Genomic DNA, 26874 nt, shown 5'->3' on the forward strand with positions numbered 1-26874 from the left:
CCGACGACCCGGGCCCACCCCCGTGCTGAAGGAGTCGACGGCATGCGCTCTCGGTCACTGGTGTACGACGTGGCGGCGGTCCTCGCGCGGATCGGCGTGGGCGTCGTCTTCATGGCGCACGGCTGGCAGAAGATCGAGGCCGGCGTCACCGCGACGGGCGAGAACTTCGACGCCCTCGGGGTGCCGCTGCCGACCGCCGCCGCCGTGTACGCGGCGTTCGTCGAACTGCTCGGCGGGGCCGCGCTGATCGCCGGGCTCGCCCTGCCGGTCACCGGCGCCCTGCTGTTCCTCGACATGCTCGGCGCGTTCCTGTTCGTGCACGCCGAGCGGGGCCTGTTCATGGTCGACGGCGACCGCGCGCAGAACGGCTACGAGCTGGTCGTCGCCCTCGGTATGGCCGCCCTGCTGCTCGCCGCGGGCGCCGGCGGGCGGCTGACGCTCGACGCCTGGATCGTCCGGAAGCGGACGGCGCGTCCGGAAGAACCGGTCGACCCCGACGACGCGGACGACGCGGCGAGCTTCGTCGAGTCGCTGCGCCAGGCCGAGCTGAGGGGCCCGGAGCCGGCGGCGAAGCCCGCCGGGGAGGCCCCGGCGAAGAAGGCGCCGTCCCGCCGCTCCGCGCCGAAGGCCGCCCCGCGGACCCGGCCCCGGCGGCGCCCGAACCGGCCGCGCCCCCGGCCCCGCCCGCCGGGACCGAGGACGACAAGCCCGTGGCGGGCCGCCGCAAGGCGGCGCACCGGCGGCGCGCCGCCGACACCCAGCCCGTCAAGCCCCCCGCGGACGGTGGCGACGGCGCCCCCTCCTGAAGCGGTTCAGTCGCCGTGGGCGCGCAGCGCCGCGATGAACCACTCGAACGCGGGGACCGCCGCCGGGGCCGGTTCCCGCCCGTCGATGATCGCCAGCAGCTGCCAGTAGCGCTCCACTCGGGCGTCGGTGAACTCCGCCATCCGGTCGGCGATCCGCGTCCGCTCGGCGCCCGGGACGTCCGGGCCGGTGATCCGGTCGAGAACGGCACGGCCGTCCGGCGACCCGGGCGCGATCCCGTCCGCCAGCGCCCGCCCGGCGTGCTCCATGACCGCGCCCGGGTCCGCGGCGTGCTCCGGCTCCGCGGCGGGCCGCCCGGCGACCGCCATGGCGCGGACGCGCCGCCGGAAGTCCTCGCTCGCGACCAGCTCGCCGAGCTCGATCCACGCGTCCACCTGCGCCGGTGTGGGGTCGTCCGGCAGCTCGGCGGGCAGCCGCCGCATGTTCTCCGCGATGCCGATCGCGGGCGAGCCCGGATCGACCCCCTCCACCACGTACCGGACGAACTCGTCGATGATCTCCTGCCGCTCCCGCGCGGACATCTGGGCCAGCTTGTGCATCAGCAGCGTCTCCTCCGTCGTGGTCGCGCGTTTCGCGACCGTGCCGAGCACCGCGCGCCGCGTCCGCAGCATGCGTATCTCCGCGTCGAGCGCGGCGACGTGCGCCGCCGCGACCTCGGCGACCGTGGCGGCGTCCGTCAGGACCGCCTCGACCTTGTCCAGGCCCAGCCCCAGCTCCCGGAGCGTCCGGACGAGGTCGAGACGGGCCACCGCCGCCGCGTCGTAGAGGCGGTACCCGCCCGCGGAGCGGCCCGCCACCGGGATCAGCCCGGCGTCGGACCAGAACCGGACCGTCCGCGTGGACATCCCGCACCGCCGGGCCAGCCGCCCGATCGTGAACAGCTCGGCGCTCGTGCTCATGTCTCGACTGTGCACCTTCCAGCCGCTGGAAACTCAAGCCCCGCCGCCGGAGCCCCGCCCCGCACGCGATGTGCCGAAACAGCGAGGGCGGGTGCCGGCGTCCGCCGGCACCCGCCCCGTCACCGTGCTCAGCTGCAGCCGCTGGTGGAGCCGCAGCCCTCGCAGACGTAGCAGCTCCCGGCGGGACGCATCTTCGTGCCGCAGGTCAGGCAGAGCGGCGCGTCCTGGGTCCGGCCCTGGCGGCTCTCGATCGCCTCGACCGACGAGCCGGTGCCGTTCGCCGCCGCGGGGGCCGCCGCCGCGGCGGGCCGCGCGATCTCCGCGGTCTGGGCGAGGCTGTCGTGCCGCAGCTCGTCCTCGTGCAGGGACGCCGGGTCCTCGCCGCTCGCCTGCAGGGCGCGCTCCTCGGCGGTCAGGATGCCGAGGCCCGCGCGCTCGTCGAACGGCAGGTGGTCGAGCGCCAGGCGGCGGAAGATGTAGTCCATCACCGACGTCGCCATGCGGATGTCCGGGTCGTCGGTCATGCCCGCCGGTTCGAACCGCATGTTGGTGAACTTCTCCACCCACGTCTCCAGCGGCACCCCGTACTGGAGGCTGATCGAGATCGCCATGGAGAAGGCGTCCATGACGCCGGCGAGCGTGGAGCCCTGCTTGCCGAGCTTGAGGAACACCTCGCCGACACCGTCGTCCGGGTAGGACGAGGCGGTCATGTAGCCCTCGGCGCCCGCGACGGAGAAGCGGGTGACGGTCGCGGGCCGCTGCTTGGGCAGCCGCTTGCGGACCGGCCGGACCTCGGCGGGCGCCTCGGCGACCGCCGCCTTCTCCTTCTTCCCGGCGACCGACAGCGGCTGGCCGACCTTGCAGTTGTCCCGGTAGATCGCCAGGGCCTTCAGGCCGAGCCGCCAGCCCTCGAAGTACACCTTCTCGATGTCCTCGACGGACGCCTTCTCGGGCATGTTGACCGTCTTGGAGATCGCGCCGGACAGGAACGGCTGCGTCGCCGCCATCATCCGGACGTGCCCCATCGGGCTGATCGCGCGCTCGCCCATCGCGCAGTCGAACACCTCGTAGTGCTCGGGGCGCAGCCCCGGGGCGTCCACGACGTGGCCGTGCTCGGCGATGTACTCGACGATCGCCTCGACCCGCTCCTGCTGGTAGCCGAGCTGCTCCAGGGCGCGCGGCACCGTGTGGTTGACGATCTGCATGGAACCGCCGCCGACGAGCTTCTTGAACTTCACCAGCGCGAGGTCGGGCTCGATGCCGGTGGTGTCGCAGTCCATCATCAGCCCGATGGTCCCGGTCGGTGCCAGCAGCGACGCCTGCGCGTTGCGGTAGCCGTGCTTCTCCCCGAGCTTGAGGCAGTCCGCCCACTGCTTGGCGGCGGCCGCCAGGACGGTCTTGTCCATCTCGTGGAGCGTGCGGACCGCGTCGTTCGCGGCGGCGTGCTTGCGCATGACCCGCTTGTGGCCCTCGGCGTTGCGCGCGTACCCGGCGTAGGGGCCGACGACGCCCGCGATCTCCGCGGACCGGCGGTAGGCGACGCCCGTCATCAGCGAGGTGATCGCGGCGGCGAGGGCACGGCCGCCCTCGGAGTCGTAGGCGTGCCCGGTCGCCATCAGCAGCGCGCCGAGGTTGGCGTAGCCGATGCCGAGCTGCCGGTAGTCCCGCGTCGTCTCGGCGATCTTCGCGGTCGGGAAGTCGGCGAACGTGATGGACGCGTCCATCGCCGTGATCACCAGCTCGGTGAGCTTCACGAACCCCGCGACGTCGAACGTCCCGTCCTCGCCGAGGAACTTCAGCAGGTTGATGCTCGCCAGGTTGCAGGACGAGTTGTCGAGCGACATGTACTCACTGCAGGGGTTCGACGCGGTGATGCGGCCCGTCTCGGGTTGGTGTGCCAGTCGTTGATCGTGTCGTCGTACTGGATCCCCGGGTCGGCGCACTCCCACGCGGCCTGCGCCATCTGCCGGAACAGGTCCTTGGCCCGGATCTTCTCGACGACCTCGCCGTTCATCCGCGCGCGCAGCCCGAACTCGCCGTCCGACTCGACGGCGTTCATGAACTCGTCCGACACCCGGACCGAGTTGTTCGCGTTCTGGTACTGGACGCTGCCGATGTCCTTGCCGCCGAGGTCCATGTCGAACCCGGCGTCCCGCAGCGCGCGGATCTTGTCCTCCTCGCGCGCCTTGGTCTCGATGAACTCCTCGATGTCGGGGTGGTCGACGTCGAGCACGACCATCTTCGCGGCGCGCCGCGTGGCCCCGCCGGACTTGATCGTCCCGGCGGAGGCGTCCGCGCCGCGCATGAAGGAGACGGGGCCGCTGGCGGTGCCGCCGGACGACAGCAGTTCGCGGCTCGACCGGATGCGGGAGAGGTTCAGGCCGGCGCCGGAGCCGCCCTTGAAAATGACGCCCTCTTCCTTGTACCAGTCGAGGATCGACTCCATCGTGTCGTCCACCGACAGGATGAAGCACGCCGACACCTGCTGCGGGGACTTCGTGCCGACGTTGAACCAGACCGGTGAGTTGAAGCTGAACATCTGGTGCACCAGCGCGTGCTTCAGCTCGTGGTCGAAGATCTCGGCGTCCTCGTCCGACGCGAAGTAGCCGTTCTCCAGGGCCGTCTTCGTGTACATGCTCACGACGCGGTCGACGAGCTGCTTGAGGCTCCACTCGCGCTGCGGCGTGCCGACCGCGCCCCGGAAGTACTTGGACGTGACGATGTTGACCGCGTTCAGCGACCAGAAGTCGGGGAACTCGACGCCGCGCTGCTCGAAGTTCACCGACCCGTCGCGCCAGTTGGTCATGACGACGTCACGGCGTTCCCAGGTCAGCTCGTCGTACGGATGCACGCCGGGCCGGGTGAAGATCCGCTGGACCTTCAGGCCCTTGCGCGCCGCCTTGCCGCGCCGTGCCGCCGAGCCGCTCACCGTCTCCGTCATGACCTTCCCCCTATCGGGCCCTCCCGCCGGGCCCTGTCCAGGAACAACCACGCCGCCGCGCGGGGCATGCCCGGCGCGGTGGCTTCTTCACGTTCGATGCTTGTGTGTTTCCGCCGTCCCCTAACGGGACGGGCCGGGCTCCCCCGAGGAACCGGCATTCCGCAGTGTCTCGATCTCCTGGGCGAAGTCCTCGAGCGATTCGAAGCTCCGGTACACGGAGGCGAACCGCAGATAGGCGACCTCGTCGAGTTCACCGAGCGGCCCCAGGATCGCGAGGCCGATCTCGTGCGAGGAGATCTCCGCCGATCCCGAAGACCGGATGTCCTCCTCGACCCGCTGGCCGAGCTTCGCGAGCGCGTCCTCGTCGACCGGGCGGCCCTGGCAGGCCCTGCGCACCCCGGCGATGATCTTGTCTCGGGAGAAGGGCTCGGTGACGCCGCTCCGCTTCGCGACCATCACGAGCACATTCTCCTGGGTGGTGAATCGGCGGCCGCATTCGGCGCACGAGCGGCGCCGTCGAATGGCGCCCCCGTCGTCGGTGGAACGGCTGTCGATCACTTTGGTGTCGGGGTTCCGGCAGAACGGGCAGTGCACGTCTCCCCCTCCCCGACGAATTGCGATGCCATCGACGGAACCGCACCATAACACAAGTTGTAGCTAATTCCATCGATGTAACTACTAGATGTTGTGGTCAACCGTACGGGTCTGCAGACGCCAACGCAACCTGCTCGACTGTCTCCCGAGTCACTCGGGCGACGGACGCACCGGTGGGCACCGGACGCACCGATGCACACCGATCCACCCCGTCGGCGTGTCGCGCCCCGCCCTCGCGCCGCTCAGATCGTTCAGGCCCCCGGGGACCGGGCGCGCCGGACCGGACGCACGTCCGGCCCGCGCCGGACGCCAGGGTCCGGGACACCTCGCCCCTCGGTCGTCCGACGCGTCGGCAGGCGGCCATCCGGCGGCGGGCGGCGGGCGGCGGGCGGCGGGCGGCAGGGAATGCCGCACGGATCCGATCGCGGCGATTCCGCGCGAGTCCGGGGGTCGCGCCCGGCTCGCGCGACCCGAAGAAGAATCCGCCCTCCGGTGCCGGCGAATACCTCCGCCCTCGATGGGCCGCAGGACGGCTCGGACGACTTCTCCCGGCACCATGCGTCCGACATAGCGCATATGTCGTTCAACTCATCGAACCGGTCGCACCCGCCCCGCGCGCGGGGCACTGAGCGCGGGCGAAGACCACCCGAGCGAGCGGCGCGGGACGGCCTTGCGCAATGAGTTCGGGCGGGCAAACCGCGCGGTGCGTATCGCGCGAAGCGACCATCTCCGACCCCGGTGCGAGAAAATCCGATCGAACGCCTGTACGATGTTCTGTGGATGCCTCCAAGAAAACACTGGAGCACTTCGAACAATTGTTTGATCGAGGCGCCGAACCGCGATAACGTGCATGACCAGGAGTGATCGAGATCGAGGCGCCCGGGAGGCGAGCGATGAGCAAGGTCCGGGAGCTGCCCGACGGGCCGATGGACGAGTCCGGGCTGACACAGCGGCAGCGCATGGTGCTCGAGGTGATCCGCGACTCGGTGCAGCGCCGCGGCTATCCGCCCTCCATGCGCGAGATCGGCGAGGCGGTCGGCCTGACCAGCACGTCGAGCGTGTCGCACCAGCTCCGCACCCTGCAGCGCAAGGGCTACCTGCGCCGCGACCCGAACCGGCCGCGCGCGGTCGAGGTGCGGGTGCCGGGGACGACGCCCGTCCAGACCGAGCCGGAGCCCGCCGACGGGACGGCGACACGGCAGGCGCCCGCGTACGTGCCGCTCGTCGGCCGGATCGCCGCCGGTGGCCCGATCCTGGCCGAGGAGGCCGTCGAGGACGTCTTCACGCTGCCCAAGCAGCTCGTCGGCGAGGGAACGCACTTCCTGCTGAAGGTCACCGGTGACTCGATGATCGACGCCGCGATCGCCGACGGCGACTGGGTCGTCGTCCGCCAGCAGCCGGTCGCCGAGCAGGGCGACATCGTCGCGGCGATGATCGACGGCGAGGCCACGGTGAAGACCTTCAAGCGGCGCGACGGCCACATCTGGCTGATGCCGCAGAACCCCGCGTACGAGCCGATCCCCGGCGACGAGGCGTCCGTCCTCGGCCGGGTCGTGGCGGTCCTGCGCAAGATGTGAGCGAACGCGGAACGGCCGCCGGGGCGCGCCCCGGCGGCCGTTCCGCGTTCCGCGGCCTCGTCAGCGCTTCGGCACGATGTTCACGATCTTCGGCGCGCGCACGATCACCTTCGCGACGTCCGCGCCGCCCAGCGCGTCCTGGATCTTCGGCGAGGCCAGCGCCAGCTTCTCCAGCTCGTCGCCGCCGATGCCCGGGGACACCTCCAGCCGGTCCCGGACCTTGCCCGCGACCTGGACCACGCAGGTGACCGACTCCTCGACCAGCAGGGCCGGATCGGCGGACGGCCAGCCCGCGCCGATCACCGGGGCGGTGCGGCCCAGCCGCGACCACGCCTCCTCGGCGGTGTAGGGCGCGAACAGCGACAGCAGCACGGAGATCGTCTCGGCGGCCTCGCGGACGGCCGGGTCGGCGGCGCCGGGACCGGAGTCGATCGCCTTGCGCGCCGCGGTCACCAGCTCCATCACCCGCGCGATCGCGACGTTGAACCGCTGCGACTCGACCAGCCCGGTGACCTCGTCCACGGTGCGGGCGGTCGCGCGGCGCAGCGCGGTGTCGCCGGACGCGGCGTCGGTGCCGGGCTCGGACGCGACCTCGCTCGCGATGCGGTGCACCCGCGACAGGAACTTCGACATGCCGTGCGGGGACACGTCCGCCCAGTCGATGTCGTCCTCGGGCGGGCCGGAGAACAGCATCGCCAGCCGGACGACGTCCACGCCGAACTCGTCGATCTGCTGCCCCAGGTCGACCAGGTTGCCCGTCGTCTTCGACATCGCCTTGCCGTTCAGGATCACCTGGCCCTGGTTCAGCAGCCGGGTGAACGGCTCGGTGAAGTCGACCATGCCCATGTCGTACAGGACCTTGGTGAAGAACCGGCTGTACAGCAGGTGCAGGATCGCGTGCTCGACACCGCCGGTGTACTGGTCGACCGGCATCCACCGGCGAACCTGCTCGACGTCGAAGGGGCCGCCCTCGTAGCCCGGCGAGCAGTACCGGAAGTAGTACCAGGACGAGTCGACGAACGTGTCCATCGTGTCGGTGTCGCGCTTGGCGGCGCCGCCGCACTTGGGGCACTCGGTGTTCACCCAGTCGGCCGCGGCGGCCAGCGGCGAGGTGCCCTTGGGGGCCAGGTCGGCGCCGCGCAGCCCGTCGGGCAGCCGCACCGGCAGCTGCTCGTCCGGCACCGGGACCTCACCGCACGCGTCGCAGTGCACGATCGGGATCGGGCAGCCCCAGAACCGCTGCCGGGACACCAGCCAGTCGCGCAGCCGGAAGTTCACCGACGCCCGGCCGGTACCGCGCTCCCGCATGATCTCGATGATGCGGTCGATGCCGTCCGCCTTGGCCAGCCCGTCGATCGGACCGGAGTTGACCAGCCGGCCCTCGCCGGGCGTGGCGACGCCCGTCTCGGCGGGGTCGGCCTGGCCGGTCTCGACGACGACGCGGACCGGCAGCCCGAACTTCAGCGCGAAGTCCAGGTCGCGCTGGTCGTGCGCCGGGACGGCCATGATCGCGCCGTGCCCGTACTCGGCCAGCACGTAGTCGGACGCCCAGACCGGCAGCCGCTCGCCGTTCACCGGGTTGATCGCGTAGCGGCCCAGGAAGACGCCCGTCTTCTCCCGCTCGGTGGACAGCCGCTCGATCTCGCTCTCCCGGGAGACCTCGTCCCGGTACGCCTCGAACTCGGCGCGCCGGTCGGGGGCGCAGATCTCCTCGGCCAGCGCGGCGTCGGCGGCCACGACCATGAACGTCGCGCCGTACAGGGTGTCGGGACGGGTCGTGTAGACGGTGACGGGCTCGTCCCGGCCCTCGATGACGAAGTCGACGTCGGCGCCGGTGGAGCGGCCGATCCAGTTGCGCTGCATCAGCAGGACCCGCTCGGGCCACTTGCCCTCCAGCTGCTCCATGTCCGCCAGCAGCCGGTCCGCGTACTCGGTGATCTTGAAATACCACTGGGTCAGCACGCGCTTCTCGACCAGGGTGCCGCACCGCTCGCAATGCCCCCCGACGACCTGCTCGTTCGCCAGGACGGTCTGGTCCTTCGGGCACCAGTTGACGTGGCCGCCCTTGCGGTAGGCCAGGCCCCGCTCGTAGAAGCGCAGGAACAGCCACTGCGTCCACTTGTAGTACTCGGGGTCGGAGGTGTGCAGCCGCCGCGACCAGTCGAAGGACGGCGCGTACCGCTCGAACGACGCCGCCTGGGTGTCGATGTTGGCGTACGTCCATTCGGCCGGGTGGGAGTCGCGCTTGATCGCGGCGTTCTCGGCGGGCAGGCCGAAGGAGTCCCAGCCGATGGGGTGCAGCACGTTGTAGCCGCGCTGGAGCCAGTAGCGGGCGGGGACGTCGCCGATCGCGAACGCCTCCGCGTGGCCCATGTGCAGGTCACCGCTGGGGTAGGGGAACATGTCCAGCGCGTAGCGCCGCTCCCGGCCATCGCCCGGCTCGGCGGCCTTGAACGGGTCGAGCTCCGCCCAGCGGGCCTGCCACTTGTCCTGAACCGCCCGCGGATCGTACTGCTCGTCGCTGCTCACGCTTTCTCTCTCTTCCGTTCCTGGCGAGTCCCGGCGAAGGGGCCAGACCGTCCGCCGAAATGAAACGGCCCCTCGCTCAGGAGGGGCCGCCACGCTGACTTCGCTCGTCAGCGTGGCCGTTCAAGGAGCAGCCTGGCATGCATACAGCAAGGGTAGCGCAACCGCAACCCCCGCCGCCCGGGGACGTCGCGGCCGGTGCCCCCGGGAACGCGCGGGTTCAGTGGCCGGACGCCTGGCGGGCGAGGGAGACGACACCGGTGACCTGGACGCGGGTCAGTTCGAGGTCGGCGCCGACGGCGCTCAGGGTGTCCTGCTCGGAGACGCTGAGCGGGCCGTCCATGAGGGCGATCTCGGCGGCGGCGCGCAGGATGCTCTCCCGAGCCTCGGGGGCCAGCGCGGAGGACGCGCGCCCCATCTCGGCGCGGACCTCGTCGAACGGGCGTCCGAGGTCGGCGTTCAGCGCGCCCTCGTCGTAGCCGGTCTCGCCGGCCTGGCGGACGACGGCGACGGCGCGGGAGCGGGCCGGCGCGTGGGTGTAGTCGCCCGAGCGCAGCACCTGGGCGACCGCCATGCGCAGGAGCATCGCGGGCATGTGCGCGAGCTGCGCCGTCGTCGGGACCTGCAGGACGCCGGTCGTCCAGCGGCCCCGGCAGGTGTCGCACTCGACGATCTCGCCGCCGGTCTTGTTGAGGGGCAGGACCGGGATGAAGAACAGCGTGAAGAAGTTGCGGCCCTGCCGCCGCCGGTAATCGCGGTCGCCGCCGCACTGCGGGCAGTGGAAGACCCCCTTGCCCAAGGTGAAGAACACCACGCGCCAGCCGAAAATGATCACGACAATGCCCCCTTTTCCCGGAACGGTCATCGTAACCGGGACGGGACGCCGGCGCGCGGCGGCGCACCGCCCGCGGGCGAGCGGCACGCGCCGGCGGGCGAGGCGCCCGCGGGAGGTCCGGGACCCTCCGTGTCCCTCCCGTCACGCGCGCCCCCGCACCCGGGCGGTCGGCGCAAAACGGCACGTCAAAAAGGGCGTCGCGGCATGGCGCGGACCCGTGCGGATACAGCAGGATGAGCGGAACGATTCGTAGACTCGTCGGTAACAACCGGCCGGTCACCCGTATCCGCGCGAGGAGTGCCATGCTCAACCTGTCCGTGCTGCTGGAGGACGCCGCCCGCGAGACGCCGGACCGCGACGCCGTCGTGTTCGGCGACCTGCGGCTGTCGTACTCCTTCCTCGACTCGGTCGCGAACCAGGTCGCGAACCTGCTGCGGTCGCGCGGCATCGGACCGGGCGACAAGGTGGCGCTGTCCAGCCCCAACCTGCCGTACTTCCCGATGGTCTACTTCGGGGCGCTCAAGGCCGGCGCGGTCGTCGTGCCGCTGAACGTCCTGCTCAAGCCGCGCGAGATCGCCTACCACCTGGGCGACTCCGACGCGAAGGCGTTCTTCTGCTTCGAGGGCACGCCCGAACTGCCGCTCGGCGAGATGGGGCACGCCGGCTTCCAGGAAGCCGACGCCTGCGAGCACTTCTTCCTGCTCCCGGCGAACCCGGCGGCGACCGAGTCGCCGATCGAGGGGGCCGAGCTGTTCTGGGCGGCGCTCGCGGGGCAGCCGGGCACGTTCGAGCCGCAGCAGACCGAGGCCACCGACACCGCGGTGATCATCTACACGAGCGGGACGACCGGGCAGCCCAAGGGGGCCGAGCTGTCGCACGGCAACCTGCTGATGAACGCGATGGTGGACGACACCCTGTTCGCCAAGACGCCGCACGACGTCGCGCTGGTGTCGCTCCCGCTGTTCCACATCTTCGGGCAGACCTGCGTCATGAACGTCGGCTTCTTCCGGCGCGGGACGCTGGTGATGCAGGCGCGGTTCGACGCCAAGGAGGCCGTCGCGCTGATGGTCCGCGAGAAGGTGACGATCTTCGCGGGCGTCCCGACGATGTACTGGGGCCTGCTGACCGACGACACCTCCGCCGAGGACGTCGCGACGATCAAGGAGAACCTGAAGGTCGCGGCGTCCGGCGGCTCGGCGCTGCAGATGGAGGTCCTCAAGGGGATCAAGCAGAAGTTCGACACGGACGTGCTCGAGGGCTACGGCCTGTCGGAGACCTCGCCGGTCGCGTCGTTCAACCGCCCCGACCGTCCGACCAAGCCCGGCTCGATCGGCCTGCCGGTGTGGGGCGTCGAGATGAAGCTGATCGACGACGACTGGAAGGACGTCGAGGGCGAGGGCCCCGGCGAGATCGCGATCCGCGGCCACAACATCATGAAGGGCTACTACAAGCGCCCCGAGGCGACCGAGGCGGCGATCCGCGACGGCTGGTTCCGCACGGGCGACGTGGCCCGCCGCGACGAGGAGGGCTACTACTTCATCATCGACCGCTCCAAGGACATGATCATCCGGGGCGGCTACAACGTGTACCCGCGGGAGCTGGAAGAGGTCCTGATGACCCACCCGGGGGTGTCGCTGGCCGCCGTCGTGGGCGTCCCGCACGACAGCCACGGCGAGGAGATCAAGGCGTACGTGATCCGCACCCCGGACGCCACGGTCACCGAGGACGAGCTGGTCGCGTGGGGCAAGGAGCAGTTCGCCAACTACAAGTACCCGCGGATCGTCGAGTTCCGCGACGAGCTGCCGATGACCGCGACGGGCAAGATCCTCAAGCGCGAGCTGCGCTGACCCGATCGCGTTCCACGGGCCCCGGCCGGCGGCCGGGGCCCGTTCGCGCGTCCGGCGCCCGCTCGTCCGGACGTGCGCGTTCAGAAGGTGTACGGCAGGCGCTTGATCCCGTTGATGAAGTTCGACTCCAGCCGCTCGGGCTCCCCGGCGCGGATGTCGGGGACGCGGCGCAGCAGCTCGCGGAACATCACGGTGATCTCGCGGCGGGCGAGGTGGGCGCCCAGGCAGAAGTGCGGTCCGGGGCCGCCGAACCCGACGTGCGGGTTGGGGTCGCGGAGGATGTCGAACTTCTCCGGGTCGGTGAAGACCGACTCGTCCCGGTTCGCGGACCAGTAGTACAGGACGAGCTTGTCGCCTTCCTTGATCTCGTGCTCGTTCAGCGTCGTGTCGCGGGTCGCGGTGCGGCGCATCCAGATCACCGGCGACACGTACCGGATGATCTCCTCGACGGCGCCGGGCGCGCGGGCGTCGAAGTCCTCGGCCAGCAGGGCCCGCTGGTCGGGGTGGCGGGTGAACAGGTCGAGGCCGTGCGCGATCGCGTTGCGGGTCGTCTCGTTGCCCGCGACGACGAGCAGGATGAAGAACGAGCCGAGTTCCTGGTCGGTGAGGGACTCCCCGTCGATGTTCGCGTTGACGAGCGCGGACGTCAGGTCGTCGGTGGGCTCCGCGCGGCGGCGGCGTCCGAGGTCCTCCACCAGGCCCTTGAGGCTCTCACCGGCGCCGAGCAGCGCCATCGCCATCTCCTCGGCGCTGCCGGTGGGCAGGAACTCCGCGTCGTTGCCGGCGAGGATGACGTTGGTGGCGTCCAGGACGGTGCCGTAGTGCTCCTCCCCGATCCCCATCATGTCGCAGATGATCTTCAAGGGGAGGCGGGCGGCGACGTCCTGGACGAAGTCGCCGGTGCCGTGGCCCGCGGCGATGCCCTCGACGAGCTCTGCGGCGACCGCCTCGACCCTGTCCTCGAATCGCTGGATCATGCGCGGGGAGAACGCCCGGGACACGATCCGGCGGATCTTGGCGTGCCGCGGATCGTCCATGTTGATCATGGATCCAAAGTACTCGTGCAGGTCGCCGGGCATGTCGGGGATGCTGATCGTGCCGCGCCCGGAGCAGAAGTCCTGCGGCCGGCGGGACGCCTCGACGACGTCGGCGTGCCGGGTCAGCGCGTAGTAGCCGGGCCCCTGCTCGACGATGACGACCTCGGGCTCGTCGTAGCGGACCAGGTCGGAGTGCCATCGCAGGGCCTTGAACGCCTCGTGGCGGTAGTCGTGGGGACGGCGCCAGAAGTCCCAGTCCGTCAGGTTGATGTCCTCGACCTTGAGCACGTGTCCTCACCTCATAATCCGAACCCGATTCGGTTTACATGTACCCTCTCAAAGTAAAGTGCGGCACGGGAGGCCGAACGGCAATACGTGAGCCGGGTCACATCGCCGTGGACGCCCGTGATGAAAGGGTGGCGACGCGACGAGGAGGCGGAGAGGCAGATGGGCGACTTCACCGACATCACCGACGGGACGATCGACGCGAACGGGCTGACGTTCGGCTACCTGGCGGCCGGCCCGCCGGACGGGCCCCTGGCGCTCTGCCTGCACGGATTCCCCGACACACCGCACACGTGGCGCCCGCTGCTGCCCGAGCTGGCCGCCGCCGGGTACCGCGCCGTCGCCCCCTTCATGCGCGGCTACGCGCCCACGTCCGTCCCCGCCGACGGTGCCTACCAGACCGGTGCCCTGGCCGCGGACGCCGTCGCGCTGCACGAGGCCCTCGGCGGCGGACCCGACGCCGTCGTCATCGGCCACGACTGGGGCGCGGCCGCGACCTACGGGGCGGCGAGCCTGGCGCCCGACCGGTGGCGCAAGGCCGTCGCGATGGCCGTCCCGCCCATCGAGGTGCTGGTGAGCTCGTTCTTCGCCTACGGGCAGCTCAAGCGCTCCTTCTACGTGTTCGTGTTCCAGACCGCGCTCGCCGAGACGGTGCTGAACCGCCAGTTCGTCGACGGCCTGTGGCGCGACTGGTCTCCGCCCGGCGCCCCCGACCCCGCCGAGGAGGTCGACCGCGTCATGGAGTGCCTCGCCGCGCCCGCCAACATCACCGCCGCGCTCGGCTACTACCGCGCGATGCTCGACCCGTCGCGGCACGTCGAACGCTACGCCGCCGAACAGGAGGCGGCGGACGCGCGCGGCGTCCGTCCCGTCCTCTACCTGCACGGCGAGCAGGACGGCTGCATGGGGGCGGACGTCGTCGCGCCCGGCGGCGACCTCGCGCCGATCGTCGCCGCGCTGCCGGACGGGTCGGCGGCGCGGCTCGTCCCCGACGCGGGGCACTTCCTGCTGCGGGACCGGCCCGTGGAGGTGAACCGGCTGATCCTCGACTGGCTCGCCGCCTGAGGCGGCCGGTCAGTACGGGGTGCCGAACGGCGGCACGTCCGACGACTCCAGTTCCGCCCGCATCCGGACGTACCGGACGGCGTGCCGCCAGCGTCCGTGCTCCACGGCCGCGTCCGCGCTGAACTCCACGACCGTCTCCGGCTCGGTCCGGACGTACCGGATCGGCGGGTGCGCACCGTACGGGCCGCCCGCGAAGCCGCCCGGGAGCTCGGCCGGCCACGGATGGTCGGGCGCCCCCGGCCGCAGCACCGCGGCCAGCTCGGTGCGCGCGGCGGGCGGCAGCGGCGTCGTCCGCGCGACCACCCGCAACCGGCCGTCCGCGTCGAACCGGCCCAGGATCAGCGACTCCGGCGCCTGCCGGGTGCCGGTCACCCCGCCGACGATCCCCTCCGCCGTCGTCCGCCGCTTCACCTTCTGCCAGCGGCGCCGCCCCGCCAGGTACGCGCCGTCGGCGTCCTTGACGACCAGCCCCTCGATGCCCTGCGCGGCGAGCGCGTCGAACCACAGGCGCGCCTCCGCGACGTCCGCCGTCTGCGGCGACGCCACCACCCGCGCGGTGGGCGGACCGTCCCCGAGCAGGCGCTCCAGGATCGCCCGGCGCTCGCGCAGCGGGCGCGGCCGCAGGTCCGTGCCGCCGCTCTCCAGCACGTCGAACGCCACGTAGTGGCACGGTTCGGCCCGCGCCAGGTCCGGGCGGCGGCGCCCGGCGACGTGCCGCCGCTGCAGCGCGCCGAAGTCCAGCCGCCCGTCCGCGCCCCACCGGACGATCTCGCCGTCCAGCACGGTCGCGGACGGCACGAGCTCCGCGACGGCCGCGACGACCTCGGGGAACGCCTCGTTGAACCGGATCCCGCGGCGGGACGCGAGCAGCACCGCGCCCGCCTCGTCCACGATCGCGATCGCGCGGAACCCGTCGAACTTCGGCTCGTACCGGCACCCGCCCGGGCACGCCCCCGGTGCCGGCAGCCGCTCGACCGCCGCCGCCAGCATCGGCTTCACCGGGGACCGGATGTGCATGTCCTCGCGTCCCCCCGGGCTCGACGATCCTGATCCCCCGCCTACCCCGTTCGACCTGCGGGGATATCGGCGCGGGGAATGTTGACCGGGTTTAGACCCGGCCCGCCCGGAAACGGGACGAGCCGGCCGGTCGCCCGGTCGGCTCGTCGTCGGTGCTGCGGGAGCTGCAGCCGGTCACACACCCCAATCGGGACGCAGCGGCATGTGGCCGTTCCCCGTCTCGTCCAGCTTCACCCCGAGCGTCTGGTGCAGCTGGATCCAGTTCTGTTCGAAGCCGAGCACGCACCCGGCCATGTAGACGCGCCAGACCCGGGCGGTGCCCTCGCCGACCTCGGCGACGGCCTCGTCCCAGTGCTCGTCCAGGTTGCGGCACCAGCCGGTGAGCGTGCGGGCGTAGTGCTCCCGCAGGTTCTCCTGGTGCCGGATCTCGAACCCGGCGTCGTTCATCTGCGTCTGGATGTGCCCCGGGCCCTCGAGTTCACCGTCCGGGAACACGTACCGGTTGATGAAGCCGTTCTCCTTGCGCGGCGGAGCGAGGTTGTCGGGCCGCGTGATCGTGTGGTTCAGCATCCGCCCGCCGGGCTTCAGCTTCCCGTACAGGAACGCGAAGTACGACGGCAGGTTCGCCTTGCCGATGTGCTCGGTGAGCCCGATCGAGCTGACGGCGTCGAACCCGGTCTCGGCGACGTCCCGGTAGTCCAGGTGCCGCACCTCCGCCAGGTCGGACAGGCCGCGGTCGGCGATCGCCTTCTGCGCCCACTCCGCCTGCTGCTTCGACAGCGTCACGCCCAGCGCCTTCACGCCGTACTCCTGCGCGGCGTGCATCACCATGCCGCCCCAGCCGCAGCCCACGTCCAGCAGCCGCATCCCCGGCTTCAGCCCGATCTTCCTGGCCACCAGGTCGTGCTTGTGGAACTGCGCCTCCTCCAGCGTCGCGTCCTCCCTCGGGTAGCACGCGCACGTGTACGCCATCGACGGGCCCAGCACCCACTCGTAGAAGGTGTTCGACACGTCGTAGTGGTGCGAGATCGCCCGCGCGTCGCGGCGCTTGGAGTGCCGCAGCCACGACGGGATGCGGCTGAACGGCGCCTCCTGCGGCGGCGGGTCCAGCCGGCGGCTCACCGCGCCCCGCAGCAGCGGGTCGCGCGCCACCTGGGCGAGGATCCCCGCCTTCTGCCGCCCCGTCACCTCGCCGAACAGCGCCTGCATCGTGGACAGTGCCGTGATCATGTCCCCGGGCACGTCGAGCATCCCGGTCACGTAGGCGCGCGCCAGACCGAGCGCCCCCGGCGAATGCACCAGGTACGACACCGCGTACGGCGAACGCACGTGCACCCGGATGTCGGCGCCGGGCGCCCCCGCCCGCGAGCCGTCGTACGCCGTGATCTCCACTGGCGCCTGCGGCCCGGCTAGCTGCTCGAAGACCCTGGCCAGCGTCATCTTGATCCCTCCTGTCTCTCCACCCGGACGGGCGAGGCGTCGGCCGCCGACGCGGTCGGCCGCCGCTGCCCACCGGGCCCCCCGAAAACGGCGGGCGCCCGATCAGCGCCCGCGCACGCACTTGTCGTAGAGGTCCAGCAGCCGCCCGTCCGGGTCGTAGGACCCCTTGAGCCGCCGGTAGGTCTCCCCGTCGTAGTACCGCCAGAACTCGTCCCGGCCGTAGTAGGCCGTCGAGTAGAGGGACTTGTGCCCGTCCAGGGCGGCGACCCTGCGCTCGATCAGCCGGTTGTGGTACTCGGGGATCTGCCCCGGCGGGATCCGCACCGTCCCCCAGAACCCCGCGTTCACATACGTGCGTCCCTGTTCGAGCGGGTAGAGCGGCCACCGCTCCTTCACTCGCAGCGGGCACAGCCAGATCGGGCTCATCCCCACCTTGTCGTGGAAGAACTCCAGGAACTCCGGCAGCCGCTCCACCGGAACCTCGATGTCCTGGATGACGTCCTCGCGCGGACGCTGCCCCCGCCACCGGTCCACGCGGGCCACCAGATGGTAGCGCCGGTCGTAGGCGACCAGCTTCCGGTACACGTCCGACCGCTTGGCCTTGTCCGGCCACACCCGCCGGACGAGCGGGTTCTGCACCCCGAACGCGCCCGAGCACCAGAACCAGTCGGTGTCCCAGCGCCAGATGTAGTCGCGCACCGTCAGGAAGTCGACCGAACGCCGCTGGATCGACCGGTAGTAGATGTCCTGGCCGGTGTAGTCGGACGTGTACGGCGCCTCGTCGGTGAAGAAACCGAGGGTGATGTACTGCTCCGTGGCGCTGAAGACCGTACCGTCCATGAAGTCGACGGACTCGCCCTCGTAGGTCCGCGACTCGGTGATCTCCGCCAGCGCCTTCGCGAGCGACTGCGCGTCCCCGAACCGCAGGTGCCGCAGCCGGACGTACGGCCGCACCGGCCGCAGCTCGATCTTCAGCCGCAGCGAGTAGCCGAGCGTCCCGTAGGAGTTGGGGAACCCGTAGAACAGGTCCGCGTGCTCGTTGTCGCGCGTCGCCGTGACGATCTGCCCGTCGCCGGTCAGGACCTCCATCTCCAGCACCGACTCGTGCGGGAGCCCGTCGCGGAACGACGTCGACTCGATCCCGAGCCCCGTCACCGCCCCGCCCAGCGTGATCGTCTTCAGCTGCGGGACGACCGTCGGCATCAGCCCGTGCGGCAGCGTCGCGTCGACCAGGTCCTCGTACGTCGTCATCCCCTGGACCTGCGCGGTCCGCTCGTCCGGGTCGACGCCGAGCACCGAGTCGAACCCGGACACGTCCAGGCCGGGCGCCGCCGAGGGGTCGCGCCACCGGAACAGGTTCGACGTCTTCTTCGCCAGCCGCACCGGCGTGCCCGCCGGGATCTCCGCGTAGGACCGCCTGAGCGCCTCTACCGCCCGCTGATGATCGCCTTTGATCGCAAGCTCCGTCATGTACCCCTCCCGAACATAGTTAATCGATCATCCCATGTACGGTCCACATAACCCGGACGTTGTAGTCATCACAGGCAGGGAGGGGAATAAAGGCACGGGCATGCTGATCCATCTCCCCACGAGGCGGCTGAACAACCTTTCCCCGTGGGCGCGCGCCCACAAACCCGAGCGCTACTTCATGAGCCGGAGGATCCACGGGTAGCGGAACGGTTGTCCGGCCAGCGCGTAGATCGCCGCGACGATCGACGCGATCCACGTCACCGCGTACAGCATCCCACCGACCCCGAACGTCACGATCGTGATCAGCAGCAGCGTCACCTGCAGGTTCACGGCCTCCACCGCCTGCCGGCGGACGAACTCCGAGCTGCGGCCCCGCGTCAGCATCACCACCAGCGGCCCGACGAACAGCGTCCACGCCCCCAGCGCGTGGGCCGTCGCCGCCATCACCCGGTCGCCGCCGTCCGGCTCCGGACCCGCCGCCGCCGGCGCGGGCGCCAAGTCCCCGGTCACCACCGCGAGGTCGTCCCGCGTCTTCGCCGTCAGCACCAGATGCGCGCGCATGTCGAACTCGTCCTGGTCGATCCGCCCCTCGGCGAACGCGTCCTTCAGCCGTCCGAGGACGGGCTCCCGCTCGGCGTCCGACACGCGCAGGTGACCTTGAGTGCTCATGCCTCCATACTCCGCGCGGGCGCCCCGCCGTTCCATCAGGGAAGTCCCTGAGGCTGCCCTGAGTTCCGCTCGACGTACTCCTCCCCGGGGCTGAGCCGCCCGAAAAGCTCCGAAACCGTCACGAACTCGTACCCGTCGTCCCGCAACCGCTCGATGATGTCCGGGACCGCGTCCACCGACGATCCGTGGATGTCGTGCATCAGCACCACGCCGCCCGGCCGGACCCCCTCGACGATCTTCTTCTCGACGGACCCGCTGTCGCGTTCGCTCCAGTCCTGCGGATCGACCGACCACAGCACCTGCGCCAGCCCCATACGCCGCGCCTCGCGCTCCAGCGTCTTCGACATCGACCCGTACGGGGGACGCAGCAGCACGGGCGTGAGTCCGGTGGCGCTCCGGATCACGTCCTGGGTCCTTCGCAACTCGGAGACGACCCGTTCCTTCGACGCCTCCCCCAGATCGGCGTGCGTGTAACTGTGGTTCCCGATCTCGTGTCCCGCCAGGTACTCGCGCCGGACCAGCTCGGGATGCTCCGCCGCCTTCTCCCCCACGACGAAGAACGTCGCCCGTACCCCGTTGGCGTCCAGCACGTCCAAGAGCTCCGCGGTTCCCGGCACGGGCCCGTCGTCGAACGTCAGCGCCACACATTTCGACCGCGCGCAGTCGATCTTCCGCACCGGCGGCGGTTCCGGCGACGGTTCCGGCGGCTTCGGCGGCTCCGGCTCGGTCCGCGCCGCCTGCACGGCCACGATCTCCACCCGTCCGGCCGGTGGCGCCAGCGTGCTGAGCCACCCGCACAACGCGACCGCGAGCACGGCCGCGGCCCCGCGCCGGACCAGGCCAGGCCCGTCCATCAGCTCCCCCCGATCTTCGAGCCCCGCCAGTCTAGATCGCGAAGCCCCGCCCGTCCGGGACGCGAACGCCGTGTCGGGAACCGCCGCGAGCAAGCGATCGTTTATTGTCAGACCAGCCTCGGAACGGGGCGCCACCCAGCCGACAGGGCAGATCATGAGGTTCCGGGACCGCTTCGGGATCCGCAAGCATCGCGGGTCCTCGGTGACCAAGTTCGACCGCGAGGCCACCGACGCCGACATCGAGGCGCTGATCGCTTTCGCCCGCTCGCGCCGCGGCGTCGAGTTCTTCGTCGAGCCGGAGACCTTCGCCACCGACACCACTGCCGTCGCCGTCGCCCACGACGGCGAATGGACCCGCCGCCGCGTCGGCGCCCCCGAGGTCATCGGCAAGGTCGCCCGCGACCTCGGCGCCCCGGTCTACGACGTCCAGATCGTCGGCTATCCCCCGCGCATGCGGGCCTGGAACGCCCGCAACCGCGACCGCCGCATCGACCCCGGCACCCCCGGCGAAGCCGTCTCGTCCTGACGGAAACTCTGTTGCGACGCCCGTCCCCGCGGGTTACGGTCCCCGCGCACCTCCGCCCGGAAGAGAGGACCGTATGCGCACCGAGACCGGCGGCACCGCCTCCACCGACAACTGAACACTTGCGCCTCCCACGCGCACGACCGACCAGACGAACGGGCGCCCGCCACAGGACCCCGTGACGACCCGCCACTCCGCACGTCTCCAAGACGCACACATGACAGCCGGACATGCCCCACCCCCGCGCCCGGCGAGGCCCGGGACGGGTCGCGCCGTCCGTCCGCCGCCGGGCGGGGCCGCCGCACACCGCGCCGCCGTCCGCGGTCGCGGCGGCGGCACGGCGACGCCGTAGGGGCGCGTCACGGTTGCGGGGCACCCTCTCGGCGTCCCCTGCACCGTCGTCGTCGGTGGCCAGGGACACCTCGAGCACGTCGCGAGCGTGGCGGTCGGCGTATTGCCGGCAGGCCACCGCCGTCAGTGACGCCGTCGCGTTCAAGCACCCGCCGCCCCGCATCAAGGCGTCCGGCACCCGAGTGAAGCGCCGGGCGCATCGGGGGAGCGACCGCCCGCTCCCGTGGTCCAGGACGCGCGGTGCGCGTTGCCGTCACGGCTCTCCGCAGGTCGGGGCACCATCAACCGCCCGACGCGCGTCCCCCAGCCGCACAGGATGCCCGACACGTGAGCGCCACCCGGCGGAGGTCCCCCAGCCGCACAAGATGCCCAACACGTGAGCGCCACCCGACGCGCGTCCCCCAACCGCACAAGATGCCCAACACGTGAGCGCCACCCGGCGGACGTCCCCCAGCCGCACAAGATGCCCGGCACGTGAGCACCGCCCGGCGGGCGCCGAGCGGACGGCCACCGGATCGGCGTCCCGAGCGGCGCATCGACCGCCCCGCTCGGAAACCCGACGCTCCGGCATGGCCCGGCGAACGGCCGAGCGCCGACCACGGGCGGGCGAGGCTTCGGCGGACGCCCGCAACCGCGCGGAGGCCGGCGCGCCAACGTCACCCGGCTGGTTCCCGAGCGCGGACGGCCGCACCTGGGCGACCGCCTGACGGAAGCCCGCGGCCCGCACGGTCACCGGACGCGCGCACGTCACCCGGTGGGGCTCCAAGCGCACGGCTCCGGCCGACGTCGCCAGGTCGGCGCCGACGGCCGCTCCAAGTGGCACGCGGCAAGCCGCCGGTCGTCCCGTGCGTCCCCGGCCCGCAGTCGGGCGACCGCAGCCGCGCGGGCACGCGGAAGCCGGACGCGCGGGGATCGCCTGCCGGGCGCCGGGCCGATGCCCGCGCAAAGGGCACTCCGCAGGCGGAGACCGCAGTCGCCCAGCTACGGAAGGCGGACGTGCGGGCGTCGCGTGGCCGGTGGCCTCGCCGGTCGCCCGGGCGGCCACCGCGGCCGCCCGGGCGACGGGACGGGTGATCGGCGGCGCGGCTCGGCGCGCGGGCGGGTGTTCACGAAGTCGGTGGGGGTTCTCGTGGTCCTTTCCTTCTTCGATGGGAGTTCGTCGTGCGTGCCTTCTGGTCCGCGGACTTCGGGAAGCTCTGGGTTGCTTCGGGTGTGTCCAATGTCGGTGACGGGGTCACCGCCGTCGCGGGGCCGTTGCTGACGGCCACGTTGACGCGGGATCCGGTGCTCGTCGCGGGGGCGGCGTTCGTCCAGGTGTTGCCCTGGCTGCTGTTCTCTCTGGTCAGCGGAGCGTTCGTCGATCGGGTGGATCGGCGGCGGCTGATCTTGGTGGTCAATCTGCTGCGCGGAGGCGTGCTGGCCGGCCTGGCCGTGCTCGTGGCTTGCGAGGCGGTGGAGGTTCCGCTGCTGTACGTGATCTTCTTCCTGCTCGGGGCGGGTGAGACGCTCGCGGACACGGCGGCGGTGGCGCGGTTGCCGTCGGTGGTGCCGGCGGAGCACCTTCCGTCGGCGAACGCGCTGTTCATGGCTACGTTCACGGTGGGGAACCAGTTCCTGGCCAAGCCGCTGGGGGCGGCGCTGTTCGGGGTGGCGGCGGCGGCGCCGTTCGCGTTCGACGCCGTGACGTTCGTGGTGGCGGCGGCGCTGGTGGCGCGGATGCGGCCGGCACCGGTGGAGCCTCGGCCGCGGAATCTGCGGGCGGAGATCGTGGCGGGAGTGCGGTTCCTCTGGTCGCACCGGCTGCTGAGGACGCTCGCGGGGGCGATGGCCGTGGCGAACGTGGCGTTCTGCTCGGCGTTCTCGGTGTTCGTGCTGTACGCGCAGGAGCGGCTGGGGCTGTCGGAGGCCGGGTACGGATGGCTGCTCACCACCTTCGGGGTCGGGGGCCTGGCGGGCGCGTCGTCGGCGCGCGTGCTGCAGAGGCGGTTCGGGACGGCGGTGCTGTTGCGGGCCGGGCTCGTGGTGGAAGCCCTCACGCACGTGGGGCTGGCGCTGACGGAGCGGGCGTGGGTCGCCGCGATCGTGCTGGTGGTGTTCGGCGTCCACACGATGGTGTGGGGAGCGATCGCGGCGACCGTGCGCCAGCGGGCCACTCCGGATCGGCTGATGGGACGGGTCGGGAGCGCTTACGCGCTGCTCGAGGCCGGTGGTGCGGCCGGTGGTCTGGTCGTGGGCGGGCTGATCGCCGGGACGTTCGGGCTCACGGCGCCGTTCTGGGTGGCGGCGATCGTGACCGGGGCCGTCGTCGTGGGGGCGTGGCGGGGGCTGCGGTGATCACCCCTTTTCGTCGTAGGCGGCGGCCAGTTCCCCGGGGGTCATGCGCATCCGGGCCTTGGAGGGCGGGATGCCGGAGGTGATGACCTGGCGGAGGAGGACGGCCATGGAGTAACCGGGGTCGGCGTCGAGGGCCCGGTCGAGGGCGATGTTGGCCAGGCCTCCGTCGCCCCCGGCGTAGGCGGCATAGGCGAGGAGGGCCGCGGGACCCGCGGCGTAGGGGGCGCGGACGCGGCGGGTGACGTCGCGCCAGAAGCGGATGTCGTCGGCGGGGGCGTCCTCGTCGATGCGGATCCAGGCCTCGTCGCGGACGCGGCGGTCGGTGAGCAGGACGCCGAGCCAGGCGATCTCGTCGTCGGTGAGGCCGTCGCGGGCCAGGACTCCCGCGACGAACGCGATGCCCTCTTCGGTGGCCTTGGAGCGGAACCGGGCCGAGGGTTCGCGGGCCCGGGCGAGGAACCGTTTCTCGGCGCGGTCGGTGGCGGCGCGGAGGGCGGGGGTCTCCGGGACGGGCTGCACCGAGCGGACCAGCTCGTCCCGGTCGGCGAGGACCACGTGCCCGGCGAAGGTCGCCTGGGCGGCGACGACGCTGCCGGCGATGTCGTACGGGGTGCCCTCGGCCGGGCAGCAGTCGTCGTCGCAGGTCAGCGACCACCATCGGTGCTCGTCGACGCGGATGGCCTCGGCGGCGTCGACGCCCGCGGCGGTGAGGGCGGCGCGCATGGCCACGGCGGCGACGGCGACCTCGTCGGGTGCGCCGTATCCGAGGAGGAGGGCCCTGCGGAAGCCGTTGGCGCCCAGCATCCCGGACGCCCGGTCGGCGACCTTCTGCGGCACCGGTAAATCCAGCCGGACGGCGCAGGTGTTCGGCGGGCCGTCGAAACCGATCACGACGAGGCTGCGGGACGGGTGGAAGCCGAGCATGTAGGGGACGGCGGCGATGGCGTCTCGGGCGGAGCGGATGACCAGTGGACTCATGTCATCGACCCTGCCAAGCGGCGCCCGGGCCCGCCGAAAGAACTTCTGCCTGTGGATAACTCAGGCGTCGAGGACCTCGGGCTCGGCGACGACCGGGGGTTCGGTGGACCACGGGAAGTTGATCCAGCGGTCGGTACGCCGCCAGACGTACTCGCACTTGACCGAGGAGGCGGGCTTCTCGTAGACCACGGCGCAGCGGACGTCGGCGACGTGGTCGGCGCAGAAGTCGCGGACGAGTTTGAGGGTGGCGCCCGTGTCGGCGACGTCGTCGGCGACGAGCACCTCGGCGCCGGACAGGTCGACGGCGTTGGGGACGGGCGGGAGCATGACCGGCAGGTCGAGCCGTTCGTTCACACCGGTGTAGAACTCGACGTTCATCACGTGCAGGTTCTTGACGTCGAGCGCGTATCCGAGGGCTCCGGCGACGAACAGGCCGCCGCGGGCGATGGACAGGATCAGGTCGGGGCGGTAGCCGCTGTCGGCGACCGCCTGCGCCAGCTCCCGGCTCGCGGCGCCGAACGACTCCCAGCTCAGGACTTCTCTTTCTGCGGACACGCCCACCATCTTGGCCGACCCCGGCCGCGCGTTCGAACGCGAGCCCCGCGAAGGCGACGTTCCGATGGACGGACGGGACGCGGATGTCCGCGGCGGACGGTAGTGTCGGGCGACGTGCCCGCCCCTGAACTGCTGACCGGCAGCGACACCAAGATTCCGGACATGGCGACCCTGCTCGCCGCCGCCGTCGAGGCCATCGGGGGCGCCGAGCGTCCCGGGCAGACGACGATGGCCGAGGCGGTGCGCTCGGCGATCGAGTCGGGCGAGCACGTCGCGGCGCAGGCGGGCACCGGGACCGGGAAGTCGCTGGCGTACCTGGTCCCGGCGATCCGGCACGCGGTGGAGAAGCAGGCCACGGTGGTGGTGTCCACGGCGACGATCGCGCTGCAGCGCCAGCTCGTCGACCGGGACCTGCCCCGGCTGGCCGAGGCGCTGGGCCCGCTGCTCGGGACGGAGCTGAAGTTCGCGATCCTCAAGGGACGGCGCAACTACCTGTGCCTGCACCGGGTGCAGACGGGTGCGCCGGAGGAGGACGAGGGCGGGCTGTTCGACCCGCAGCAGCTCTCGTCGCTGGGCCGGCAGGTCAAGCGGCTGAACGAGTGGGTCGAGGAGACCAGGACCGGCGACCGGGATGAGCTGGTGCCCGGGGTGAGCGAGCAGGCGTGGCGGCAGGTGGCCGTGAGCGCGAAGGAGTGCCTGGGGGCGCAGCGCTGCCCGCACGGCACCGAATGCTTCGCCGAGCTGGCACGCGCGGAGGCCGGGGACGCGCACATCGTGGTCACGAACCACGCGCTGCTGGCGATCGACGCGCTGGAGGACTTCCAGGTCCTGCCCGAGCACGACGTCGTGATCGTGGACGAGGCGCACGAGCTGGTCGACCGGGTCACCTCGGTGGCGACGGGCGAGCTGAGCGCGGCGGCCGTCGAGACGGCGGCGCGGCGGTGCGGGCGGCTCATCGAGGAGGGCCTCGCCGACCGGCTGAAGGAGGCGGGCGAGGGCCTCGGCATCCTGCTGGAGGACCTGCCGGGCGGCCGGATGGACGTGCTGTCGCCGGCGCTCGGGAACTCCCTGGCGGTCGTGCGGGACGCGGCCCACGCGGCCGTCACGGCGCTCGGCCCGGAGAAGAAGGACAACGACCCGGCCGACATGGGCGCGCGGAAGGCCGCCCGGTCGTCCCTGGAGGACGTGCACGACACGGCCGTCCGGCTGCTGGAGGCGTTCCAGCCGGAGATCGCGCAGCGCTTCGACGTGGTGTGGCTGGAGAAGCCGTTCGTGCAGGAGGGGCGCCCCAAGCGGCCGCCGGCGCTGCACGTGGCGCCGATCGGCGTGGGCGGGCTGCTGCGTTCGACGCTGTTCGAGGAGCGCACGACCGTCCTGACGTCGGCGACGCTCACGCTGGGCGGCTCGTTCGAGCCGCTCGCCCGCCAGTGGGGCCTGCCGCCGCTGGCGGGGAGCGCGCCGCGGGACGCGCGGACGGCCGCGGAGGGGCTGGCGGTCACCGCGACGGACAAGGGCGAGGGGGAGACCGAGGTCGCCTGGTCGGGGCTCGACGTGGGGTCCCCGTTCGACCATCCGAAGTCGGGCATCCTGTACGTCGCGCGGCACCTGCCGCAGCCGGGACGGGACGGTCTCGCCGACGCGTACCTGACGGAGATCACCGAGCTGATCGAGGCGGCGGGCGGCCGGACGCTCGGGCTGTTCTCGTCGATGCGGGCCGCCCGGCAGGCCGCCGACGAGCTGAAGGACCACCTGTCCCATCCGCTGCTGTGCCAGGGCGAGGATTCCACGAGTCAGCTCGTCGCGCGGTTCGCCGAGGACGAGCGGACGTCCCTGTTCGGCACCCTGTCGCTGTGGCAGGGGGTGGACGTGCCGGGCCCGTCGCTGCAGCTCGTGATCATGGACCGGATCCCGTTCCCGCGCCCGGACGATCCGGTGTCGTCGGCGCGGTCGCGGGCGGTGGCGGCGCGCGGCGGCAACGGTTTCATGTCGGTCGCGGCGACGCACGCGGCGCTGCTGCTGGCGCAGGGCGCGGGCAGGTTGCTGCGCTCGATGGACGACCGCGGCGTGGTGGCCGTGCTCGATCCGCGGCTGGCGACGGCGCGGTACGGCGGGTTCCTGAAGAACTCGCTGCCGCCGTTCTGGGCGACGACCGATCCGGAGGTGGTGCGCGGCGCGCTCCGCCGGCTGGACGACGCCGCCGCCGGCTGATCTTCCCCCGGCGCCCGCGGCATGAAAGGCTCGCGTCGCGGCTC

At 71.9% G+C, this 26874-nt stretch carries 19 protein-coding genes and 1 pseudogene; 7 read left to right on the forward strand and 13 right to left on the reverse strand.

Annotated elements, in window-relative coordinates; translation table 11 throughout:
• Positions 1 to 42 precede the first annotated feature (42 nt).
• On the forward strand, positions 43 to 915 hold the full coding sequence (locus F7P10_RS07620; RefSeq protein ID WP_151008707.1) for a DoxX family protein: 873 nt from the start codon (positions 43 to 45) through the stop codon (positions 913 to 915).
• Here F7P10_RS07620 and F7P10_RS07625 read toward each other — a convergent pair.
• From F7P10_RS07625 to nrdR, 3 genes and pseudogenes are all read right to left on the reverse strand, one after another.
• Positions 813 to 1724: a MerR family transcriptional regulator gene (locus F7P10_RS07625; protein ID WP_151008708.1), complete on the reverse strand. Its 912-nt coding sequence runs from the start codon at positions 1722 to 1724 to the stop codon at positions 813 to 815. The two genes, F7P10_RS07620 and F7P10_RS07625, sit on opposite strands and share 103 nt — an antisense overlap.
• 128 nt (positions 1725 to 1852) lie before the next feature.
• Positions 1853 to 4665 (reverse strand): annotated as a pseudogene (locus F7P10_RS07630) (vitamin B12-dependent ribonucleotide reductase).
• Between the two features lie 120 nt (positions 4666 to 4785).
• A complete protein-coding gene (gene nrdR / locus F7P10_RS07635) occupies positions 4786 to 5259 on the reverse strand; it encodes a transcriptional regulator NrdR (RefSeq protein WP_151008709.1) in 474 nt (157 codons plus the stop codon).
• 893 nt (positions 5260 to 6152) lie between these two features.
• Between nrdR and lexA the strand changes: the two genes are divergently transcribed.
• Positions 6153 to 6836, forward strand: coding sequence for a transcriptional repressor LexA (lexA, locus tag F7P10_RS07640; RefSeq protein ID WP_151008710.1), 684 nt, complete (start codon positions 6153 to 6155; stop codon positions 6834 to 6836).
• A gap of 60 nt (positions 6837 to 6896) precedes the next feature.
• Here the strand turns inward: lexA and leuS are convergent, their stop codons facing one another.
• Entirely contained in the window at positions 6897 to 9365 is a 2469-nt protein-coding gene (gene leuS / locus F7P10_RS07645) for a leucine--tRNA ligase (protein WP_151008711.1), read from the reverse strand.
• A gap of 217 nt (positions 9366 to 9582) precedes the next feature.
• The gene (locus F7P10_RS07650; protein WP_151008712.1) at positions 9583 to 10197 is read right to left on the reverse strand and encodes a TerB family tellurite resistance protein; all 615 of its coding nucleotides are present in this window, start codon (positions 10195 to 10197) and stop codon (positions 9583 to 9585) included.
• Positions 10198 to 10499: 302 nt separating this feature from the next.
• Here F7P10_RS07650 and F7P10_RS07655 point away from each other — a divergent pair, with 302 nt between their 5' ends.
• A complete protein-coding gene (locus F7P10_RS07655; protein ID WP_151008713.1) occupies positions 10500 to 12044 on the forward strand; it encodes a long-chain fatty acid--CoA ligase in 1545 nt (514 codons plus the stop codon).
• A gap of 80 nt (positions 12045 to 12124) precedes the next feature.
• Here the strand turns inward: F7P10_RS07655 and F7P10_RS07660 are convergent, their stop codons facing one another.
• Positions 12125 to 13369 (reverse strand): cytochrome P450, encoded by a 1245-nt coding sequence (locus F7P10_RS07660; protein WP_151008714.1) that lies wholly within the window; start codon positions 13367 to 13369, stop codon positions 12125 to 12127.
• A 120-nt stretch (positions 13370 to 13489) separates the two neighbouring features.
• On the opposite strand from F7P10_RS07660, the gene F7P10_RS07665 reads away from it, so the two are divergent.
• The gene (locus tag F7P10_RS07665) at positions 13490 to 14431 is read left to right on the forward strand and encodes an alpha/beta fold hydrolase (RefSeq protein ID WP_254716470.1); all 942 of its coding nucleotides are present in this window, start codon (positions 13490 to 13492) and stop codon (positions 14429 to 14431) included.
• Positions 14432 to 14440: 9 nt separating this feature from the next.
• Here the strand turns inward: F7P10_RS07665 and F7P10_RS07670 are convergent, their stop codons facing one another.
• From F7P10_RS07670 to F7P10_RS07690, 5 genes are all read right to left on the reverse strand, one after another.
• The gene (locus tag F7P10_RS07670; protein WP_254716471.1) at positions 14441 to 15448 is read right to left on the reverse strand and encodes an ATP-dependent DNA ligase; all 1008 of its coding nucleotides are present in this window, start codon (positions 15446 to 15448) and stop codon (positions 14441 to 14443) included.
• 174 nt (positions 15449 to 15622) lie between these two features.
• Positions 15623 to 16888 (reverse strand): class I SAM-dependent methyltransferase, encoded by a 1266-nt coding sequence (locus F7P10_RS07675; RefSeq protein WP_151008715.1) that lies wholly within the window; start codon positions 16886 to 16888, stop codon positions 15623 to 15625.
• Positions 16889 to 16990: 102 nt separating this feature from the next.
• Positions 16991 to 18358, reverse strand: a complete 1368-nt coding sequence (locus F7P10_RS07680; RefSeq protein ID WP_151008716.1) for an FAD-binding oxidoreductase — start codon at positions 18356 to 18358, stop codon at positions 16991 to 16993.
• Between the two features lie 171 nt (positions 18359 to 18529).
• Entirely contained in the window at positions 18530 to 19027 is a 498-nt protein-coding gene (locus F7P10_RS07685; RefSeq protein ID WP_151008717.1) for a DUF1707 and DUF4870 domain-containing protein, read from the reverse strand.
• Between the two features lie 35 nt (positions 19028 to 19062).
• Positions 19063 to 19881 (reverse strand): polysaccharide deacetylase family protein, encoded by an 819-nt coding sequence (locus tag F7P10_RS07690; protein ID WP_176611344.1) that lies wholly within the window; start codon positions 19879 to 19881, stop codon positions 19063 to 19065.
• Between the two features lie 154 nt (positions 19882 to 20035).
• Here F7P10_RS07690 and F7P10_RS07695 point away from each other — a divergent pair, with 154 nt between their 5' ends.
• Complete coding sequence (locus F7P10_RS07695) at positions 20036 to 20407, forward strand: hypothetical protein (RefSeq protein WP_151008719.1); 372 nt, start codon at positions 20036 to 20038, stop codon at positions 20405 to 20407.
• A gap of 1560 nt (positions 20408 to 21967) precedes the next feature.
• A complete protein-coding gene (locus F7P10_RS07700) occupies positions 21968 to 23089 on the forward strand; it encodes an MFS transporter (protein ID WP_218040410.1) in 1122 nt (373 codons plus the stop codon).
• On the opposite strand, the gene F7P10_RS07705 is transcribed toward F7P10_RS07700, so the two are convergent.
• Both F7P10_RS07705 and F7P10_RS07710 read right to left on the reverse strand, forming a co-directional pair.
• Positions 23090 to 24067 carry a DUF4192 domain-containing protein gene (locus F7P10_RS07705; RefSeq protein WP_151008721.1) on the reverse strand — a complete coding sequence of 326 codons (978 nt, stop codon included), beginning with the start codon at positions 24065 to 24067 and terminating at the stop codon, positions 23090 to 23092. It lies immediately after the preceding gene.
• 60 nt (positions 24068 to 24127) lie between these two features.
• The gene (locus tag F7P10_RS07710) at positions 24128 to 24622 is read right to left on the reverse strand and encodes a phosphoribosyltransferase (RefSeq protein ID WP_151008722.1); all 495 of its coding nucleotides are present in this window, start codon (positions 24620 to 24622) and stop codon (positions 24128 to 24130) included.
• A 162-nt stretch (positions 24623 to 24784) separates the two neighbouring features.
• Here F7P10_RS07710 and F7P10_RS07715 point away from each other — a divergent pair, with 162 nt between their 5' ends.
• Positions 24785 to 26830, forward strand: coding sequence for an ATP-dependent DNA helicase (locus tag F7P10_RS07715; protein ID WP_176611868.1), 2046 nt, complete (start codon positions 24785 to 24787; stop codon positions 26828 to 26830).
• Positions 26831 to 26874 lie beyond the last annotated feature (44 nt).

Source organism: Actinomadura sp. WMMB 499 (genome assembly GCF_008824145.1).
GTDB lineage: Bacteria > Actinomycetota > Actinomycetes > Streptosporangiales > Streptosporangiaceae > Spirillospora.